Annotated in this window: 17 protein-coding genes; 11 read left to right on the top strand and 6 right to left on the bottom strand. The window is 46.6% G+C overall.

Annotated elements, in window-relative coordinates:
- The first annotated feature begins 82 nt into the window (after positions 1–82).
- From TRQ2_RS08575 to TRQ2_RS08560, 4 genes are read left to right on the top strand one after another with little or no spacing between them, the layout of a single operon-like run.
- Complete coding sequence (locus TRQ2_RS08575; protein ID WP_004080225.1) at positions 83–466, top strand: PspC domain-containing protein; 384 nt, start codon at positions 83–85, stop codon at positions 464–466.
- Positions 463–1260, top strand: coding sequence for a hypothetical protein (locus TRQ2_RS08570; protein WP_012311248.1), 798 nt, complete (start codon positions 463–465; stop codon positions 1258–1260). The genes TRQ2_RS08575 and TRQ2_RS08570 overlap by 4 nt, the downstream gene beginning before the upstream one ends.
- Before the next feature lies 1 nt (position 1261).
- Positions 1262–1945, top strand: coding sequence for a GMP synthase (locus TRQ2_RS08565; RefSeq protein WP_004080220.1), 684 nt, complete (start codon positions 1262–1264; stop codon positions 1943–1945).
- A gap of 12 nt (positions 1946–1957) precedes the next feature.
- Complete coding sequence (locus TRQ2_RS08560) at positions 1958–2680, top strand: arginase family protein (protein WP_012311247.1); 723 nt, start codon at positions 1958–1960, stop codon at positions 2678–2680.
- Here TRQ2_RS08560 and TRQ2_RS08555 read toward each other — a convergent pair.
- Genes TRQ2_RS08555 through mgtE form a run of 3 tightly spaced genes read right to left on the bottom strand, consistent with a single transcriptional unit; the run spans position 2600 to position 5822 of the window.
- Positions 2600–3544 (bottom strand): hypothetical protein, encoded by a 945-nt coding sequence (locus tag TRQ2_RS08555; protein WP_012311246.1) that lies wholly within the window; start codon positions 3542–3544, stop codon positions 2600–2602. The genes TRQ2_RS08560 and TRQ2_RS08555 overlap by 81 nt on opposite strands.
- A 4-nt stretch (positions 3545–3548) precedes the next feature.
- Positions 3549–4469 (bottom strand): alpha/beta hydrolase, encoded by a 921-nt coding sequence (locus TRQ2_RS08550; RefSeq protein WP_012311245.1) that lies wholly within the window; start codon positions 4467–4469, stop codon positions 3549–3551.
- Positions 4470–4481: 12 nt separating this feature from the next.
- Positions 4482–5822, bottom strand: a complete 1341-nt coding sequence (mgtE, locus tag TRQ2_RS08545) for a magnesium transporter (protein WP_004080209.1) — start codon at positions 5820–5822, stop codon at positions 4482–4484.
- A gap of 207 nt (positions 5823–6029) precedes the next feature.
- Between mgtE and TRQ2_RS08540 the strand changes: the two genes are divergently transcribed.
- From TRQ2_RS08540 to malP, 7 genes are all read left to right on the top strand, one after another.
- Positions 6030–6710, top strand: a complete 681-nt coding sequence (locus TRQ2_RS08540) for a metal-dependent hydrolase (protein WP_012311244.1) — start codon at positions 6030–6032, stop codon at positions 6708–6710.
- A gap of 12 nt (positions 6711–6722) precedes the next feature.
- Positions 6723–8195 carry a GGDEF domain-containing protein gene (locus TRQ2_RS08535; protein WP_012311243.1) on the top strand — a complete coding sequence of 491 codons (1473 nt, stop codon included), beginning with the start codon at positions 6723–6725 and terminating at the stop codon, positions 8193–8195.
- The gene (locus TRQ2_RS08530; protein ID WP_004080205.1) at positions 8192–9868 is read left to right on the top strand and encodes a 2-oxoacid:acceptor oxidoreductase subunit alpha; all 1677 of its coding nucleotides are present in this window, start codon (positions 8192–8194) and stop codon (positions 9866–9868) included. The genes TRQ2_RS08535 and TRQ2_RS08530 overlap by 4 nt, the downstream gene beginning before the upstream one ends.
- Positions 9869–10717: a thiamine pyrophosphate-dependent enzyme gene (locus TRQ2_RS08525; RefSeq protein ID WP_004080204.1), complete on the top strand. Its 849-nt coding sequence runs from the start codon at positions 9869–9871 to the stop codon at positions 10715–10717.
- The gene (hemW, locus tag TRQ2_RS08520) at positions 10714–11838 is read left to right on the top strand and encodes a radical SAM family heme chaperone HemW (RefSeq protein ID WP_012311242.1); all 1125 of its coding nucleotides are present in this window, start codon (positions 10714–10716) and stop codon (positions 11836–11838) included. The genes TRQ2_RS08525 and hemW overlap by 4 nt, the downstream gene beginning before the upstream one ends.
- A complete protein-coding gene (locus TRQ2_RS08515) occupies positions 11835–12401 on the top strand; it encodes a hypothetical protein (protein ID WP_012311241.1) in 567 nt (188 codons plus the stop codon). Before hemW ends, TRQ2_RS08515 begins: the two co-directional genes overlap by 4 nt.
- 127 nt (positions 12402–12528) lie before the next feature.
- Positions 12529–15000: a maltodextrin phosphorylase gene (gene malP, locus TRQ2_RS08510; protein WP_012311240.1), complete on the top strand. Its 2472-nt coding sequence runs from the start codon at positions 12529–12531 to the stop codon at positions 14998–15000.
- A gap of 24 nt (positions 15001–15024) precedes the next feature.
- Here malP and TRQ2_RS08505 read toward each other — a convergent pair whose 3' ends face one another.
- Genes TRQ2_RS08505 through TRQ2_RS08495 form a run of 3 tightly spaced genes read right to left on the bottom strand, consistent with a single transcriptional unit; the run spans position 15025 to position 18190 of the window.
- Entirely contained in the window at positions 15025–15738 is a 714-nt protein-coding gene (locus TRQ2_RS08505) for an SDR family oxidoreductase (RefSeq protein ID WP_012311239.1), read from the bottom strand.
- Positions 15716–17533, bottom strand: coding sequence for an HD domain-containing phosphohydrolase (locus TRQ2_RS08500; protein ID WP_238514494.1), 1818 nt, complete (start codon positions 17531–17533; stop codon positions 15716–15718). The genes TRQ2_RS08505 and TRQ2_RS08500 overlap by 23 nt, the downstream gene beginning before the upstream one ends.
- A 51-nt stretch (positions 17534–17584) precedes the next feature.
- The gene (locus tag TRQ2_RS08495) at positions 17585–18190 is read right to left on the bottom strand and encodes a Crp/Fnr family transcriptional regulator (RefSeq protein WP_038067813.1); all 606 of its coding nucleotides are present in this window, start codon (positions 18188–18190) and stop codon (positions 17585–17587) included.
- Positions 18191–18217 lie beyond the last annotated feature (27 nt).

The following is an 18217-nucleotide window of genomic DNA, read 5'->3' as shown; positions in this document are numbered from 1 at the left end:
ACCTGCCTTTCTGGATTTTTACCACGAAATGAGGAATAACTAATTTCCTTTGTGTTAAAATTCCTTAAAAGGGGGGATGTTCATGAAACAGCTCAGACGATCAAGAAAGAACAGGATCATAGCGGGTGTTTGTGGAGGATTTGCAGAGTACTTCGGTGTCGATCCGACCCTTGTAAGACTGATCTGGGTTCTCATCACACTCGCGTGGGGAGCGGGTCTTCTGCTATACATCATCGCCTGGTTGATCATGCCTGAAGAAGAGGGAGAAACAGAGAGCGAAAAAAAACCACTTCAGAACACAGAAGGATTGAAAGTATTGGTCGGTGGCCTTCTCATCTTCCTGGGAATCGTCTTTCTCGTGTCCGCTTTCTTTCCAATCTTCTTTGGAGTGGCATGGAAGGTGGTTCTTGCCCTTCTGTTAGTGATTTTTGGTGTGCTCCTTCTTTTGAGGAGAGATGAAAAATGAAGATAATATTCGGTATCTTTCTCATTTTCATTGGAACTCTGCTCCTTACAACGATTTTTCTGGATGTCTTTTCTCTTTCATTCCTCACAAGGATATTCCACAATCTCGGCCTCTTCTGGCCTCTGATACTGATAACTTTCGGTGTTTATTTCATCTATCTCAGCGTGAGGAAAAGATGGTTGTACTTTTTGAGTGTGGGTGTGTTTTCTGCTTTTCTTATATTACTTCTTGTGTGGCCATACGAATCTGTTTCAACACCCGGGAAATATCAAGTTTTCACTGGTGTGAAGAGAATCTCGTTCAAGAGCGGAGGGTTCACCGTCAGGTTCATTGAAGGTGAAGAACTCAGAGTGTACGCGTCCAGCGGAATAGAAGTATCAAAACTCGGTTCAGATCTGATCGTGAAGGGTTCTCTCTGGAGAAAACTCGGTCCAAAGATAGTGGAGATCGAGTTTCCGAGGGACATTTTCGAACTTTCTTTCGAAAACGGTGCTTTCACGGTGAAGGGTGAATTCGAAGAAAACAGATTCACGCGAATTGAAACAAAAGACAGCGTTTTGAATATAAGATTCAATTTCCAAAAGATGAACGTTCCGCTTTATTTCGAGGCAGAAGATTGCGTTCTGGAGGTCCTGTTCAGACTACCCACTGGGGTCTCTTACTTCATCGATAAAAAAGACGGACTTCTTTTGAAGACCATCGAAGGGAATATAGTTGAATCGGATTTCAATCCTGATCTCTTCTTCAAACTGAAAGACGGTGTCTTTCGAGTTCATCTTGAAGGAGGAATATAGTGTGAGAGTGCTCGCTATTAGACACGTCGAGATAGAGGACCTTGGAATGATGGAAGATATCTTCAGGGAGAAGAACTGGAGTTTCGATTATCTGGACACTCCAAAAGGGGAAAAACTCGAAAGGCCTCTCGAAGAGTATTCTCTCGTGGTGCTTCTTGGAGGGTATATGGGAGCCTACGAGGAAGAGAAATACCCTTTCTTGAAGTACGAATTTCAGTTGATAGAAGAGATCCTGAAAAAAGAAATCCCGTTCCTTGGAATATGTCTGGGTTCTCAGATGCTCGCTAAAGTCCTTGGGGCGAGTGTCTACAGAGGAAAAAACGGAGAAGAAATAGGCTGGTATTTTGTTGAAAAGGTCTCCGACAATAAGTTTTTCAGAGAATTTCCAGACAGACTGCGGGTGTTTCAGTGGCATGGAGATACTTTCGATCTTCCACGCAGAGCAACCAGGGTCTTTACTTCTGAAAAGTATGAAAACCAGGGATTCGTCTATGGAAAGGCTGTGGGGCTCCAGTTCCATATAGAAGTGGGAGCCAGAACCATGAAACGCTGGATAGAGGCATACAAAGATGAACTTGAAAAAAAGAAGATAGATCCCAGGCTTCTCCTTGAAACGGCGGAGAGGGAGGAAAAAGTCCTGAAAGGCCTCTTGAGGTCTCTTTTGGAAAGGATGGTGGAAAGCTGAGGAGGTGTTATTGTGATACCTCCTCACATCCACATCCTCGATTTCAACGGAATTTACGAAGAACAGCGGATCCTAAAATCTCTCGCTGAGTTTGTGTTTTCCAAAAAAATCGAAGGCATCAGGTACATGGTCCTTCCCGAAAAGATTCCTGAAATTGAAAACATCCTTCCTTCACATCTGGGAGTGACGTTTCTGGGCGATGGAGAGTTCCACCACCTCACCTACTTCATCATCAAGAAAATAAAGAGACCTTTCGTACTGGTTGTTTTCGACAATCACCTCGATGCCAGAGAGGAAGAGTTCCTCACCTGCGACAGCTGGATCAGAAAAGCTCTGAAGCTGAAACATCTGGTGAAAGTGGTGGTTGTTGGCACTCAGGAACAGGAAAAGATCCACAGAGTGTTTTACTCTGAAACGGATCCGCAGAAGATCCTGAAACTCCTCGGAAGACATCCGGTGTATCTGAGTATTGACAAAGATGTTCTGGATATCGGGATAACGGGATGGGAGAGCGGGAGAGTCTCGCTGGAAGAGCTTCTCAACGTGCTCCGTCACATCCCCTTGAGAAAGATCCTGGGAGCGGACATATGCGGTGAACCGGATCCTTCGGAATTCTGGAAGATGCAAGAAAGTGAGAAGGTGAATCTTTCAATTCTAAGCGCTTTGTTCTTTGAGAAGCTTCATTATGTACCTGGCAGCGAGCACCTGGAAGGGAAGCCAGCTCACGTGACTTGATGGAACCTTTATCCTTTTGGGCTTTCCAAGATGCTCCCATAGAATGTCTCTTGTGCTCTTTGGGAGCGCTTTATCGAACATCGCTTCCAGCATCACGATCCGTGAGGTATCCACGAACTTCGCGTAAGCGAGCGGATCGAGTTTCAAAAGGGGATGTATGTTTGAACTCAACATCTCCTGCACCGAGGAAAATTCCTTCAGCCTCTCCAGATCGCTCCTGTAGACATCGTAGAAATTCTCCTCGTTCGTCATTCCGTGTTCTTCTCCCTTTCCGCTTTTCAATTCACGTCTCACAAAGGACAGAGTGGGTGACTTCCAGAACAGAGTGGCAAAGTCACCACCCGCCATCATGATGATCGTCTTTTTGAAATCACTGCTCAGTGCGTTGAGTAAAACAGCGATCATGCCTCCAAGGCAGTATCCAAAGAGGCAGTTTCTCTCGTGCCACATCTTCTTAACTTTCAAAAGTTCCAAAAGACTGAGAAGATCTGTGAGAGCGTGTTCCCAGAACCTGGTCATCTTCCCCAGATCGGAGGAAAAATAATCCTTTCCGCTCACAGAACCGTGTGCTACACGGGTGAAGTTTCCCGGCAAAACGGGAACTACCGCCTCTATCTTCCTTTTGGAAAGGTAGTAGGCCATCCGAAGAAGATACAGAACGTTTCGGCTTCCAAGTCCTTGAAGTATCATCACCGATCCTACTTTTCTCCTCTTCGGAGAGAAGATGTACACCTCCACAGGGTCCGTTCCTTTTTCTGCGTCTGGATAGGTCGATTTGAACTTCAGAATGGAAATTCGGACGTTCTTTGTCCTGTGAACGTATCCGAGAGAATAATCGGAAGGCATCCTTACATGTTCAAACACACTTTCACCTCTTCAAAAACGAGACCGTTTCGTAGAGGATCTTCACCGTCAAAGGATCTTTCAGAACGAACTCGAAGCCGTGTTTCCCTTCCGGATGAAGTCTCAGTTTTGCTTCCACTCCGTTTTCTCTGAGCTTTTTGTACATTTTAACAGATGAGATGTAGGGTACAACGTCGTCTTTCATGCCGTGAACCAGCATGGTGGGAGGTGCCTTCGGGTTCACCCAGGCTACAGGAGAGTAGAACACATAATCTTCTTTCTTTCGTACAGGAAACCCTTTCAATGTTGTGGCAACGGAGAACCTCGCAAAGAGAGAGGATGTCTCCATGCTCCACAGGTCGAGAAGATCGCAGGGGGCGTACCAGGCTACCACGTGACCATCGAAATCTTTTTTTCCTTCCTTCGAAGATCTCATCGCGTGGTACAAAACGAGATGTCCTCCCGCTGAAAGTCCCATGAGATTCAGGTTTTTAATCAAAAGATGCTCCCTGTTTTCGTTCAAAAACGATATCGCACTTTTCAGGTCTTCCAGAATATCTTCGATGTAATGAAAGTAGCCGTATCTGTAATCAAACGTCGCTACAGCGAAACCGTTTGCATTGAGGAATCTGTACCAGGAAACGTTGTTGGGTTGTCTCCTGTATCCGGAGATCCATCCCCCACCGTGTGCAAAAAGCACGAACGGGTAACTCTCTCTCTTCACAGATGGATAATACACGTCCATTTTCAGGCTGTTTTTGTATTCGTAGGTGTAGACGTTGCCCGTTACCGATTTTTTTAGCTTTATCGGAAGTCTTCCCAGAACGGCGTTTCTCACCACAGGAAGGGAAAGCAGGAAAAAGAAAAGAAGCCCCAGAAGGGCATTTGAAAACAGCACAACGAAGGAGATTATTATCAAGCCAAACTTGATTATCAGCTTAACCATGGTCTCCCCTCTTCAACTCAAGAAGCTGTGCACCACGTAGAAATATATCATGATGCCTGTCACGTCGACGATCGTGGTGAGAAGAGGCCCTGCCATGAAGGCCGGGTCGATTTTGAAAATACGGGCGATGAACGGAAGCAGCGCTCCCATGATGTTCGCGTAAAGAATCAACACGAGCAAGGCCGTTGCTACGGCGAAATTCAGTGTGGGATCAGAAGAGATCAGAAAAGCCCTCAGGTAGAGAACACCCGCAAGAATCAAACCCAAGGTGGAACCTATCAGAGATTCCCTCAACAGAACCTTCCACCAGTCTTTCAAACTTATCTCGTTCAGTGTGAATCCTCTTATCATGAGTGCAGATATCTGCGCTCCTGTGTTACCCGCAGAACCTATCATTGTCGGTATGAAAGCTGCTATGATCGGTATTGAGGCGAGAAATTTCTCGTAGCTTGATATGATGTTCCCGTTGACGCTCTCGAGGAGAAGGAGTACCACAAGCCATGGAGATCTTTTGAGGATGAGTTTCCACGCGGGAGTGTGAAAATAAGACGTGTACGTAGCACTCATTGAGGCCATCTTCTGTATGTCTTCCGTTGCCTCTTCTTCGATGACGTCAACGAGATCGTCGAAAGTGATCACACCTATCAATCTCTCTTCGCTGTCAACCACCGGTAGTATGATCAGGTCGTACTTCTTCATGAGTTCTGCCGCGAGTTCCTGGTCATCGATGGCGTGAACAAAAACAGGATCTTTGTTCATGATTTCTGATACCTTCTGATCGGGATCGGCAACTATCAGGTCTCTGAGTTCAACGGTTCCCTTGAGCTTTCTCGTTCTATCTATCACCATGAGAGAGTAGATATTCTCTTTTTTCTTTCCTTCTTTTCTCACCTTTTCCAGCGCTTCTCTGACGGTCATATCCTCGAAAAGCTCTACGTATTCCGTAGTGGCGAGTCTTGCCGCAGAATCTTCAGGATAATTCAGGATGTAAAGAAGTTCCTCCCTTTCCTGTGGAGGAAGGTACGAAAGGAGTTTTTTCACCACGTTTGCGGGCATCTCTTCGAGTAGTTCCACTCTGTCGTCCGGGTCCATCGATTCGAAGATCTCTTTCAGGCGTTCCTCTCTGAAAAGCTTTATGAGTTCCAGCTGATCGTCGGGTTCGAGTTCACTGAACACTTCAGCAGCTTTATCTTTGGGAAGGAGCCTGAAAACAACCACTTTCAGGTCGGGCGGGAGCTTTTCGATCATCTCTTTCACATCGGCGGGATCCTGCTGTTCGAGAACCCTTTTGAGCGTCTTGAAGTCTCCTTTTTCGATCAATTCCTGAAGATCGATCTCTACCTTGATCTTCATTTTCACACCTCCTCGGACCGCTTTTTTACGGAGGAAGACTGGTGCTTTCCACTTAGAAATCACCTCCCGAAAAAGCATCTGCGTAGAACTATTCTAACATCACACCGGAAGAAACACCAGTACAGAAAGAAAAATTTTTCAACGAACACATTCCTTCTTCAACGTTAATTTCCGAAAAGAGTATAATCTAAAATGGGAGGTGGTAACATGAAAGTCACATTCTTAGGACACGCCGTGGTGCTGATAGAGGGAAAGAAAAACATCATCATCGATCCTTTCATTTCAGGGAATCCCGTCTGTCCCGTAAAGCTGGAGGATCTTCCAAAGATCGATTACATACTCGTGACACACGGACACGGTGATCATCTCGGTGATGCCGTGGAAATAGCGAAGAAAAACGATGCCACGGTGATATCCAACTACGAAATCTGCCATTATCTCGGAAAAAAGGGTGTGAAGACCCATGCCATGCACATCGGTGGAAGCTATCTCTTCGACTTCGGAAGGGTGAAGATGACACCTGCCGTTCATGGCTCCGGAATTCTCGATGGTGACAGTATGATCTACGGAGGGAATCCCAGTGGTTTTCTCATCACAATTGAGGGAAAGAAGATATACCACGCAGGAGACACCGGTTTAACCAGGGAGATGGAACTTCTCGCTGAGGAGAACGTGGATGTTGCGTTTCTTCCGATCGGTGGAAATTTCGTCATGGACGTGGAGGACGCCGTGAGGGCGGCAGTGATGATAAAACCGAAGAAGGTTGTTCCCATGCACTACGGAACCTGGGAACTCATCTTTGCGGATGTAGAGCTGTTCAAGAAAAAGGTCGAGGAAAAGGGTGTTGAATGTGTGATTCTTGAGCCGGGAGAATCATTAGAATTGTGAGGGGGAAATAGTTTGCAAGTTTTTTTCTACGTTGTCTCGTTCGGATTTCTTGTGTTTGCGCTTTATCTTTTCTGTCATGTGAGAAAGAAGATCGAGTATTACAGACGGCTGGAAAAGAGCTTCGATACCATAGTTGATGGACTTTCAAAACTCGATCCGAATTCACCCGAAGAAGAGTTCTTTCAGAAAATTCTGAATATCGCGATGGAAGTTGTTCCGGAAGCAGTAAAAGGGAGCGTCTCCAGGATCACACCATCGGGGGACTGGATCTTTGTTGCCTCGAGGGGACACATCGTAGATTTGCTTGGAAAGAGATTTCCATCCAGATACTTGTTCAGAGCTGGAAGAGATCCAGTAGAAGTGAATTTTCTCGATTATGACAGAGATCTTTTTCCAGACGACATGTGGAAATTCTTTGAAAGGACTCTTCGGGGTACAAAAAAGAGGCTTGTTGTGGGTATTTTTTCTGGAGACGAATTCGTGGGAAACATCGCTCTCGACAGTCCGTACTCTGGTTTTTCAGAACTTTCAAAAAAGGTCTTGAAATCACTGGGAAACCTTGCGAGCACTTATCTTCTCATGAGGAAAACACTGGCAAACGAACAGCAGCTTCAAAAGGTCATGAGCACTATATTCACTCTCTTGTTTCTCTTCAGAAAATCCATCTCCGTTGAAGAATTCCTCAAGGAAGCCCTGCAGAAGATCGTTGAAGCGAGCAATGTCTTCACAGGCGGAATCGTATTCGAAGGGAACATTCCCGTGTTTCATACGGATCTGGAAGAGATACCGGAATTCGATTTTGAAGAATCAAAAGAAGAGGAAAAAATAGAAAAATTAGTAAAAGACGGTGTTCATTACATTGTCGTACATCTGGACTATAAAGATATGCCCTCTTACCATATGGTCTTTCTGTCAAACGAAGACATAGCACCCTCTTTCTTCAGTGTTCTCAATACGTTCGCGGAAGTAGTTTCTCTCTATCTGAGAGAGTACCATCTTCATCAAAAGTACCGTGAACTCGCACTGAAAGATCCTTTAACCGAAGCTTATTCAAGGCACTACTTCAACGAGTGGATATTCTCCCACATGGCGTGGCTCAGGCGAAATCAGAAGAAATCCGTTCTGGTGATCATGGATGTGGACGGTTTGAAAATGATAAACGACACTTACGGCCACCTCATGGGGGACAAAGCACTCGTCGAATTCGTCAAAACCCTGAAGAGAACCGTTCGAGAGTCGGATCTTGTTTTCAGATACGGTGGTGACGAGTTCCTTCTGGTACTCGTCGATAGCACCAAAGATAACGCTGCCAGTGTTTTGAAGAGAGTTGAAGAAAACCTTAAAGATGTAGACCTGCCCTTCAAAATAGAATTCTCCTTTGGTTATGAAGAGATAGACGGTTTCATGCCGATAGAAAGAGCGCTCGCGAGAGCGGACGATCTTCTCTACAAAAACAAGTTCGAAAAGAGAGGTGGTTCAGAATGAAAGACGTGAGCATCGTCCTGAGCGGAGAAGCGGGACAGGGAATACAAACGGTCGAGAACGTTCTGACACGGGTTTTAAAAGACTCCGGATTCCATGTGTTTGCCACCAAAGAGTACATGTCGAGAGTGAGAGGAGGAAACAACACCACGGAGATCCGGGTTTCATCGAGAAGGGTTCGTTCCTTCGTTGACAGAATAGACGTGCTCATACCCCTGGGAAAGGGGGCCACAGAAAGGCTGAAGAATCGTATCACGGAAAAAACACTGGTCATCGGAGAGGAAGAGTTCATCAAAGAATCACCCGGAGAAAAGATCGTGATTCCATTCCTGAACATAGCAAAACAGATTGGAAAGAGCATATACGCGAATTCAGTTGCCATAGGTTTTCTCTCTGGACTGCTCGGCGCCGATGAATCCGCTCTGAAAGACCAGATCACCAGACAGTTCAGCAGTAAAGGTGAAGACATCGTGAACGACAACATCCGCGCTGCGCTGGAAGGATACAAGAAAGGTCAAGAACTCTCTCAGAAAATCGAATTCGACGTTGAAAAGGATCCATCGATAAAGAATGAAGTTCTTCTGAATGGGGCGGAGGCTGTGGGACTTGGAGCGATCGCTGGAGGCTGTAATTTTGTCTCCTCCTATCCCATGTCTCCTTCCACCTCCGTGCTTGTTTTCCTTGCCCAGCACAAGAACGACTTCGGAATAGTGGTGGAGCAGGCAGAAGACGAAATCGCCGCCATGAACATGATCATCGGAGCGTGGTACGCCGGTGCGAGAGGTCTTGTCACCACATCGGGTGGAGGCTTTGCCCTCATGGAAGAGGCACTCAGTCTTGCAGGAATGATAGAATCGCCCGCTGTGATCCATCTGGCACAGAGACCTGGACCCGCTACCGGCCTTCCCACAAGAACGGAGCAGGGAGATCTGAACCTGGCTCTGTACGCCGGACACGGAGATTTTCCAAGGGTCATTTATGCTCCCGGAAACGTGGAAGAGGCTTTTTATCTGACGCAGAAAGCTTTCAACGTCGCCGACAAATATCAGGTGCCTGTCTTCGTCCTGACGGATCAGTACCTCGTTGACTCGTATTACAATCTTCCCGGTTTTGATCTGAACGAATTGAAAGTAGAAAAACACTTCATAAAAACAACCAGGGATTACATCAGATACGCCATCACCGAAGACGGTATCTCTCCAAGAGGAATTCCCGGATACGGTGAGGGTCTTGTGAGGGTCGACAGCGACGAGCACGACGAGTTCGGTCACATAACTGAAGACTTCAATACCCGTGTGAGGATGGTCAACAAGAGACTCAGAAAAGGGGAAACTCTGAAAAAAGAAATTGTGAAACCAAAACTGATCGGTGATGAAAACTACCGCGTTCTCCTGGTGGCATGGGGCTCCACTCTGGAGCCGATAAAGGAAGCGATAGAAGGCCTTGACGGTGTGGCGCTCCTTCATTTCTCTCAGGTCTGGCCGATCGATGAGTCCGTCGCGACATACTTCGAAAAGGCCGAGAAAGTTGTGGCAGTGGAAGGAAACGCGACAGGGCAGTTCGCGAATCTGATCCGCCAGGTGACGGGTTTCCATATAAAGGACAGAATCCTAAAGTACAACGGTCTTCAGTTCTCCGTCGAAGAGCTGAAAGAGAAAATAGCGGAGGTGTTGTGAATGAGGCTGGATGAATACATAAGCAGGGACATCGCCTGGTGTCCGGGGTGCGGAAACTTCGGAATAAGGACCGCTCTCATGAAGGCGCTGGAGGAACTGAACGTCGATCCACGACAGGTGGTCATAGTATCGGGTATAGGCCAGGCGGCGAAGATGCCCCAGTACGTTGGAGTTAACATGTTCAACGGACTTCACGGAAGGGCACTTCCCGTGGCAACGGCGATAAAGACGACGAATCCGAACCTTCTCGTGATCGCAGAGAGTGGAGATGGATGTATGTACGGTGAAGGTGGAAACCACTTCATACACACGATCAGAAGAAACCCGGATATCGTGAACATAGTCCACGACAACCAGGTTTACGGTCTCACGAAGGGTCAGGCTTCTCCCACGAGTCTGAAAGGTTTCAAAACACCAGTGCAGGTGGACGGTGTGATTCTGGAACCGTTCAATCCTCTGGCTGTTGCCATAGCGCTCGATGCTTCCTTCGTTGCAAGAACTTTCATAGGAGACATAGAGTTCACAAAAGACATACTGAAGGAAGCGATGAAACACAAGGGATACGCTTTGGTGGACATTCTTCAGCCCTGTGTCACCTTCAACAAGTTGAACACCTACGAATGGTACAGGGAAAACACGTACTATCTGAAAGACCACGACCCCACAGACAGAGAACTCGCCTTCAAAAGAGCCATTGAAACTGAAAAACTCCCGCTTGGAATATTCTACGTGAACAAAAACAAAGAGACCTTCGAAGAACTCGCAAGAAAGGGAGATAGAACACCACTCTACGAGTACGAGGTGAACTTTGAGAAATTGAAGGAACTGATCGAAAGCAAAAAATCATGAAACTGGCAGTGTACGTTCACATACCCTTCTGCAAGAAAAAGTGCGTGTACTGTGATTTCTACTCCGTTGCCTCCGAAGATTTTGAAGAGTATCTGTCTCTCGTCTTTGAAGAGATAGAACTCTACAGGGATGTACTGAAAGAAAGTGAGATAGAGACGGTGTACTTCGGTGGGGGAACACCTTCCCTTGTTCCCCCTTCTTTTCTGGAGAAGATTTTAGAGAAACTGAAAGAGGTCTCAAAGAAGTTTTCACCGCTTGAGACAACGATCGAGGTCAATCCGGAGTCCGTTGACCGGGAAAAACTGAGATCTTACAGAAAGATGGGTATAAACAGAATCAGCCTGGGCGTTCAGTCCTGTGACGATGGAGTGCTGAAAAAGTGTGGCCGTCTGTACGATGAGAAGATGCTCAAGGAAAAAGCGGAACTCGTTCTGGCGGAATTCGACAACGTCAATTTCGATTTCATACTCGGCCTTCCCGGTGAAACAGATGAAACACTGGAGAAAAACCTTCATTTTCTTGAAGAGTTCACCCCGCAGCACGTGTCCCTTTACTTCCTCGAAGTGGATGAAAACACCCCGCTATACAGCCTTTTAAAGAAGAATCTTCTGACACTGCCAGACTCTGATGAAGTGGAAAGAAGGCACGATGTGTTCGTCGAATTTTTGAAGTCCAGAGGTTTTGAAAGATACGAAATCTCGAACTTTGCCAGACCGGAAAGAGAATCAAGGCACAATCTATTTTACTGGAGAAATCATGACTATCTGGGTTTTGGTCCCTCTGCAGGTGGCCACCTTGGAAGATTCCGATACACCAACGTTTCCGACCTTTCCATGTACGCAAAAATGGTGAAGGAAAAAACCTTTCCATACGACTACCGGCATGAAAATTCGGAGGATGAGGAAGCGCTGGAGACCCTTTTCATGGGACTCAGAACGAAAGAAGGAGTGGAACTGAAACGCGTGGAAAGGCTCATGTTTCTGGTGGAGAAGTTACAAAAAGAGTATGCTTGTTATGTGAAGGTGAAAGATGGTAAAATTTTTTTGAGCGAGGAGGGTATGGACCTGTCGAAAAAGATCTTCGAAGATCTGATCGAATGGTACAGGGAGGCTGAAAAATGACACACATAATCCACAAAGGGCTCGACTTCTTCGTCAAACCAAGGAAGATCTCACTCAATCTCAACATGAAGATCGGAAGTGCGAAGGTTCACCCGGAAGATCTGAAAATTCTGATGAAGAAAGTCCCCGTTTTCATGATGAGTTACTACGACAGCAAGGCCTTCATGGAAAGGGAACTCGAGATCTCCTCGGCGGATTTTCCAAACGGTACCATCTTCTTCTCGTACTACGAGCCCGTTCCAGCCGAACTGAACTGGGATGTGGACAAAAATCTCCTCTCTCAACTTGCCAGGTACTTCCATCTCTACGACCTTGTCTCCTCCATGAACTCTCTCATAGACGAGTCAAAAGGGCTTTCAATAGGAATCTACGAGGAGTGGCTTGAGTCCACCATGGTGAAGGTGCCAGGTGAAAACGCAGAAGAACTCAGAAACATGCTTTCGAAGTTCTCACTCATGTACACAACGAAGATCCTCTGGAAGATGTTCCACGGAAACTTCGAAGAGTTGAAGAAAAGAACACACGAGATAGCTTACAAGTTCTACGAAGTAGCAGGGTTTTGAATTCCACCATCTCTCCTGCCTTAAAGTTTTTCTTCCACTTTTTTACAAGAATATTTTTTAATTGACACCATCTTATAATCAACGTAGAATACTTCTGAAAGAAACTTCTCTGAGAGGAGGAGAAACCGTGTCGAAGAAACTTCCGGAGAACCTGAAGCATCTGGAAGAACTCGCTTACAACCTCTGGTGGAGCTGGTCAAGGCCCGCTCAAAGGCTCTGGAGAAAGATCGATCCGGAAGGCTGGGAGGAACACAGAAATCCTGTTAAAATACTGAAAGAAGTTTCTGATGAAAGACTCGAAGAGCTTTCAAAAGATGACGATTTCATATCCCTCTATGAACTCACCCTTGAAAGGTTCAAGGACTACATGGAGAAAGAAGACACCTGGTTCAACGTGAACTACCCCGAATGGGACGAGAAGATCGTCTACATGTGTATGGAGTACGGTTTGACCAAAGCCCTTCCGATCTATTCCGGTGGTCTTGGAATCCTCGCGGGAGACCATCTCAAATCCGCAAGCGATCTTGGACTTCCTCTCATAGCGATCGGACTTCTCTACAAACATGGATATTTCACCCAGCAGATCGACAGAGATGGAAAACAGATAGAGATTTTCCCTGATTACAACCCAGAGGACTTACCCATGAAGCCCCTGAAGGATGAAAAGGGAAACCAGGTGATCGTGGAGGTTCCTCTCGACAGTACCGTTGTGAAGGCACGTGTTTTTGAAGTGAAGGTAGGAAGGGTGAGTCTGTACCTGCTCGATCCGGACTTTGAGGAAAACGAGGAAAAATACAGAAAGATCTGCAACTACCTTTACAACCCGGAACCCGATGTGAGGATCTCCCAGGAGATACTCCTCGGAATTGGGGGAATGAAACTTCTCAGGGCGCTGAACCTGAAACCAGGAGTCATCCATCTGAACGAAGGACATCCGGCGTTCTCTTCCCTCGAAAGGATAAAGAACTACATGGAAGAAGGATATTCCTTCACAGAGGCCCTTGAGATCGTGAGGCAGACGAGTGTGTTCACAACCCACACACCCGTTCCCGCTGGACACGACAGATTTCCCTTTGACCTCGTGGAAAAGAAACTTTCGAAATTCTTCGAAGGATTCGAAAAGAAAAATCTTCTCATGGATCTTGGGAAAGATGAAACAGGCAGTTTCAACATGACGTATCTTGCTCTGAGAACATCCTCCTTCATAAACGGTGTCAGCAAACTGCATGCGGAAGTTTCCAGAAGGATGTTCAAAAACGTGTGGCAGGGTGTTCCCGTGGAGGAAATACCGATCGAAGGGATAACGAACGGCGTTCACATGGGAACCTGGATCAACCGTGAGATGAGAAAACTGTACGACAGATATCTCGGAAGGGTATGGAGAGATCACACCGACCTTGAGGGTATCTGGTACGGTGTTGACAGGATTCCAGATGAAGAACTCTGGCAGGCTCACCTGAGGGCAAAGAAGAGATTCATCGAGTACATAAAAGAATCGGTAAGAAGAAGAAACGAGAGACTGGGAATCGACGAAGATGTGCCGAACATCGATGAAAATTCGCTCATCATAGGTTTTGCAAGAAGGTTTGCCACTTACAAGAGGGCAGTTCTCCTGCTCAGCGATCTGGAGAGACTCAAGAAGATCCTCAACGATCCAGAAAGACCCGTTTACGTGGTCTATGCGGGGAAGGCCCATCCAAGGGACGATGCGGGGAAGGAATTTTTGAAACGCATCTACGAAGTCTCGCAGATGCCTGAGTTCAAAAACAGGATCATCGTACTGGAAAACTACGACATTGGAATGGCACGGCTCATGGTGTCGGGAGTGGATGTGTGGCTGAACAACCCGAGAAGACCCATGGAAGCAAGTGGAACAAGCGGAATGAAGGCAGCAGCCAACGGAGTTCTTAACGCGAGTGTTTACGATGGATGGTGGGTTGAAGGGTACAACGGCAGAAACGGCTGGGTCATAGGCGATGAAAGCGTTCTTCCAGAGACGGAAGTGGACGATCCCAGGGACGCAGAAGCACTCTACGATCTCCTCGAAAACGAAATCATCCCAACCTACTACGAAAACAAAGAAAAGTGGATCTTCATGATGAAAGAGAGCATAAAGAGTGTTGCTCCAAGATTCAGCACCACCAGAATGCTCAAAGAATACACGGAGAAGTTCTACATAAAGGGACTTGTGAACAAAGAATGGCTTGAAAGAAAAGAAAACGCCGAAAGGTTTGGTGCATGGAAGGAAAGGATCCTCAGAAACTGGAGCAGCGTTTCCATAGAAAGAATCGTCCTTGAGGACACAAGGAGTGTTGAGGTGACGGTGAAACTGGGAGACCTTTCACCTGATGATGTACTGGTTGAACTTTTGATTGGAAGAGGAGAAAGCATGGAAGATCTGGAGATCTGGAAGGTGATACAGATAAGAAAGCACAGAAGGGAAGGGGATCTGTTCATCTACAGTTATGTCAACGGTGCCCTCGGTCATCTTGGCTCTCCGGGATGGTTCTACGCGGTGAGGGTGCTACCTTATCATCCGAAACTTCCCACCAGATTCTTGCCGGAGATACCTGTGGTGTGGAAAAAGGTTCTCGGGTGAGGGGCTCTGCCCCTCTTTTTTCTTTCAGAGGGGAAATCTCGAAAGGCCTCCATCTACAACAACGGTCTGTCCCGTGATGTAGGAAGCCTTCTCAGAACACAGAAAGGCCACCACGTTTGCTATCTCCTCAGGTTTCGCCATCCTCTTCATGGGAATCTGTGATTCCACCTGTCTTTTTTTGTCCTCATCGAGAAGTTCTTTCACTCTCTCCGTTTCGGTCCAGCCGGGTGCCACACAGTTCACGGTGATGTTGTACGGGGCCACTTCGAAGGAAAGTGTCTTCAGAAAACCTGTGAGGGCCATTCTTGCAGAGTTCGAAGTGTAGAGGTTCTCCAGAGGAGAGACCACGGAGAAAGAAGTGATGGCAACGATTCTTCCCCAGCGCTTTCTCTTCATATCGGGAAGATAGTTCCTCACGATCTTCACCATGTTCAGGAACAGACCGTCGATGGCATCTTTGAAATCTTCATCCGTCAGATCGTCGAGGTATCCCGGTTTTGGTCCTCCCATGTTCAGAACGAGGATGTCCACCTCTTTTATCCTCTCAAACAACCTGTCTGGCTCTCTCTTCAGATCACAGACCACATACTCGTGTCCTGTTTTCTTCAACAGTTCCTCGTTTCTTGAACAGACCACAACCCTGACACCTTCTTCCCTCAGGGCATCTGCAACTGCCCTTCCTATTCCCCTGCTTCCTGCAAGAACGAGGGCGCTTTTACCCCTGATGCCCAGTTCCAAGATCTCCCCCCTTCCTCAGAAACTCAACGAATCTTTCCACGATCACAGGATCGAACTGTCTTCCAGCGTTTCTGAGAAGCTCCTGAATTGCCTCTTCGACGGTCTTTCCCTTCTTGTACGGCCTGTCGCTTCTCATCGCCTGATAGGAATCCGCCACACACAGAACACGGGCTTCGAAGGGTATTTCTTCACCTTTGAGACCGTCCGGGTAACCTTTTCCGTCCCATCTTTCGTGGTGATGCCTTATCCAGATTGCAACATCTTCAAAACCCTCGATCTCCTTGACCAGCTCGTATCCCTTAACGGGATGTATCTTTATCAGCTCAAATTCTCGTTCGTCGAGTTTACTTGTTTTGTTCAAAACAACCTGGGGTACGTAGATCTTCCCGATATCGTGCAGAAGGCCTGCCCAGTAGAGTTTTTCCAGTTTTTCTCCATCCACGTTGAACATCTTTCCGATCTCAACAGCGTAATACGCCACCTCTTCAGAGTGTCCCTTCGTGTAATAATCGTAGTACTCGAGTGCCCTTACCCACGTTCTCACGATGTCTCTGTGCAGTTTCTTTTCCTTTCTCACCAGTTCTCTGTAAGTATGAATGGCAGAGACGATGTTCAGAAAGGCCTGAAGAACCTCTCTTTCATCCTCACCCAGATCACCTTCTATCACCACGTAACCGTGACTTTCCTTTGAATGGGAGATCTCAAAGGTCTCTCCTCTCGCTTCTCCGGTCACCTGACCGTCCAGCACCACCTTCACGTTCTTCGCCTCAATAAGATCTCTGATTATCTCTGCAAGTTCAGAGGCAAATTTCGAAGTATCCTCTATGAAAACCAGTTTCGAAAGTTCCTTGATCGAGTGCCTGAATCTGTCGTTCAGTTCTCTGATCTCGCTGTAGAGCCTTTCTATCTCTTCCTGATTCGCCGAGACCTCCTGATAGAGTGCCTCTATCTCTTCGTTCTGGGCTTTCAGTTCTTCGTTTTTCAACTTCAACTGGAGGGTTTTTTCTTCCACCTTTCTTCTGAGAAGGTAAACGAAGGCAAGAGAAATCCCGAGGGCTGTTGAGAACAGGACAGAACCGTAAAAGACCACCTTCATCAACCACGGTGGTGTTACCACAACGAGTGGGATGTACCTTCTTATGATTTCGTTCCTCTCATCTTCCGACACAAGGGACAAGCCCGAGTTTACGGTTTCCAGGATGCTTTCGTTTCCTTTTAAAACAGCAACGTGGAGATAGTTCGTTTCAAGGTGAAGTGTTAGAAAATCAGAAAGAAGTCCCTCTTTTGAAAGATAGTATCTTGCAACAACGTCGTCTCCAAGGAAAACGGATATCTCCCTTTTCTTGAGAGCTTCCATCATGGAGGAATAGTTATCGAAAAATTCAAATCGCACATCCGGGTTCTTCCTAAGAAGGACATCTACCATGCCTTCTCCTCTGAGGGCACCAACAACGTACGAAGAAAGATCGGAGAAGGTTTTCACAGGAAGGTCTTTTCTGAAGAACACGCAGGATCTCATCTCAAAAACGGGTTTAGAAAAGGAGAGAAACTCTTCTCTTTCTGGTGTTTTGAATATCTGATCGATGGCATCCACCTTTTTTTCGAGGACCATCTGCTGAGCCAGTTGCCACTTCACTGGGACGAGTTCCACCTCTATCCCTGTCTTCTCAGAAAAGAGTTTCCAGAAATCAACGGAGATGCCAGCAAGATTTCCGCTTTCATCGTAAAAGGAGAAAGGAGCGTAATCTTCATCGAGGGCTATTCGAAGATGCTGAGAAAAGACAAAAACAGACAGAATCAGAAAGAAAAAAGCAACGCCCCTGATCCTATTACCCCCCTCCTTTGTTCAGATTTTACCATCCTCCAGGGGGTTTCTCAGAACCCTTATCCTTCTTCCCTTTTTCTCTATGAAACCCTCTCTCTCAAGATCCTGAAACACCCTGGAGAGTGCCGGCCGGGCACATCCAAAGATTCTGGAAAGTTCTTCCACACTCACAGGAAGCACCAACTCTCCATCTTCGTTCATGTGATGAACGAGGTAATGAATAACCTTCTCTTTCAGCGTCTTTGTGGTGAGAAAGAAGAGTTTTTCAGAGACGATCCTGAAGTGCTCTGACACATCTTCGAGGAAGAAAAGAAGGAGATTTCTGTCTTTCATGAGAAGGTCAAGGAACTTCTCCTTCGGTATCGATAGAATCTTTGAATCTTCTTTCGCTATCACGTTCACCGGATACACCGGATCTCTGGAAAAAACAAGGCCAGATGCCACGATCTGAACGGGCCTTATCGTATCGATCTCTAGAACCTTTCCATTCTCAGAGACGTGTTCTGTTCTCAGAGAGCCCTCAAGAAGGACAAGGATATCATCTATCGGATCTCCCTGATATCTGACCATTTCCCCTTCTCTAAACGTGAGTACCTGACCGTGCTGTAGAAGATTTTTCAGCAACACTCCCCACCCCCGTAACAATTGTTACGG

Origin of the sequence: Thermotoga sp. RQ2 (assembly GCF_000019625.1) — a bacterium.
Taxonomy (GTDB): domain Bacteria; phylum Thermotogota; class Thermotogae; order Thermotogales; family Thermotogaceae; genus Thermotoga; species Thermotoga maritima.
The sequence above is the reverse complement of the archived record's forward strand: the minus strand, read 5'-3'. Positions and strand labels throughout refer to the sequence as shown.

Coding starts and splice junctions, on each gene's coding strand:
- TRQ2_RS08570 (WP_012311248.1), top strand. CDS start 463: ATGAAGATAATATTCGGTATCTTTCTCATTTTCATTGGAACTCTGCTC.
- TRQ2_RS08575 (WP_004080225.1), top strand. CDS start 83: ATGAAACAGCTCAGACGATCAAGAAAGAACAGGATCATAGCGGGTGTT.
- TRQ2_RS08550 (WP_012311245.1), bottom strand. CDS start 4,469: ATGGTTAAGCTGATAATCAAGTTTGGCTTGATAATAATCTCCTTCGTT.
- TRQ2_RS08540 (WP_012311244.1), top strand. CDS start 6,030: ATGAAAGTCACATTCTTAGGACACGCCGTGGTGCTGATAGAGGGAAAG.
- TRQ2_RS08525 (WP_004080204.1), top strand. CDS start 9,869: ATGAGGCTGGATGAATACATAAGCAGGGACATCGCCTGGTGTCCGGGG.
- TRQ2_RS08515 (WP_012311241.1), top strand. CDS start 11,835: ATGACACACATAATCCACAAAGGGCTCGACTTCTTCGTCAAACCAAGG.
- hemW (WP_012311242.1), top strand. CDS start 10,714: ATGAAACTGGCAGTGTACGTTCACATACCCTTCTGCAAGAAAAAGTGC.
- TRQ2_RS08530 (WP_004080205.1), top strand. CDS start 8,192: ATGAAAGACGTGAGCATCGTCCTGAGCGGAGAAGCGGGACAGGGAATA.
- mgtE (WP_004080209.1), bottom strand. CDS start 5,822: ATGAAGATCAAGGTAGAGATCGATCTTCAGGAATTGATCGAAAAAGGA.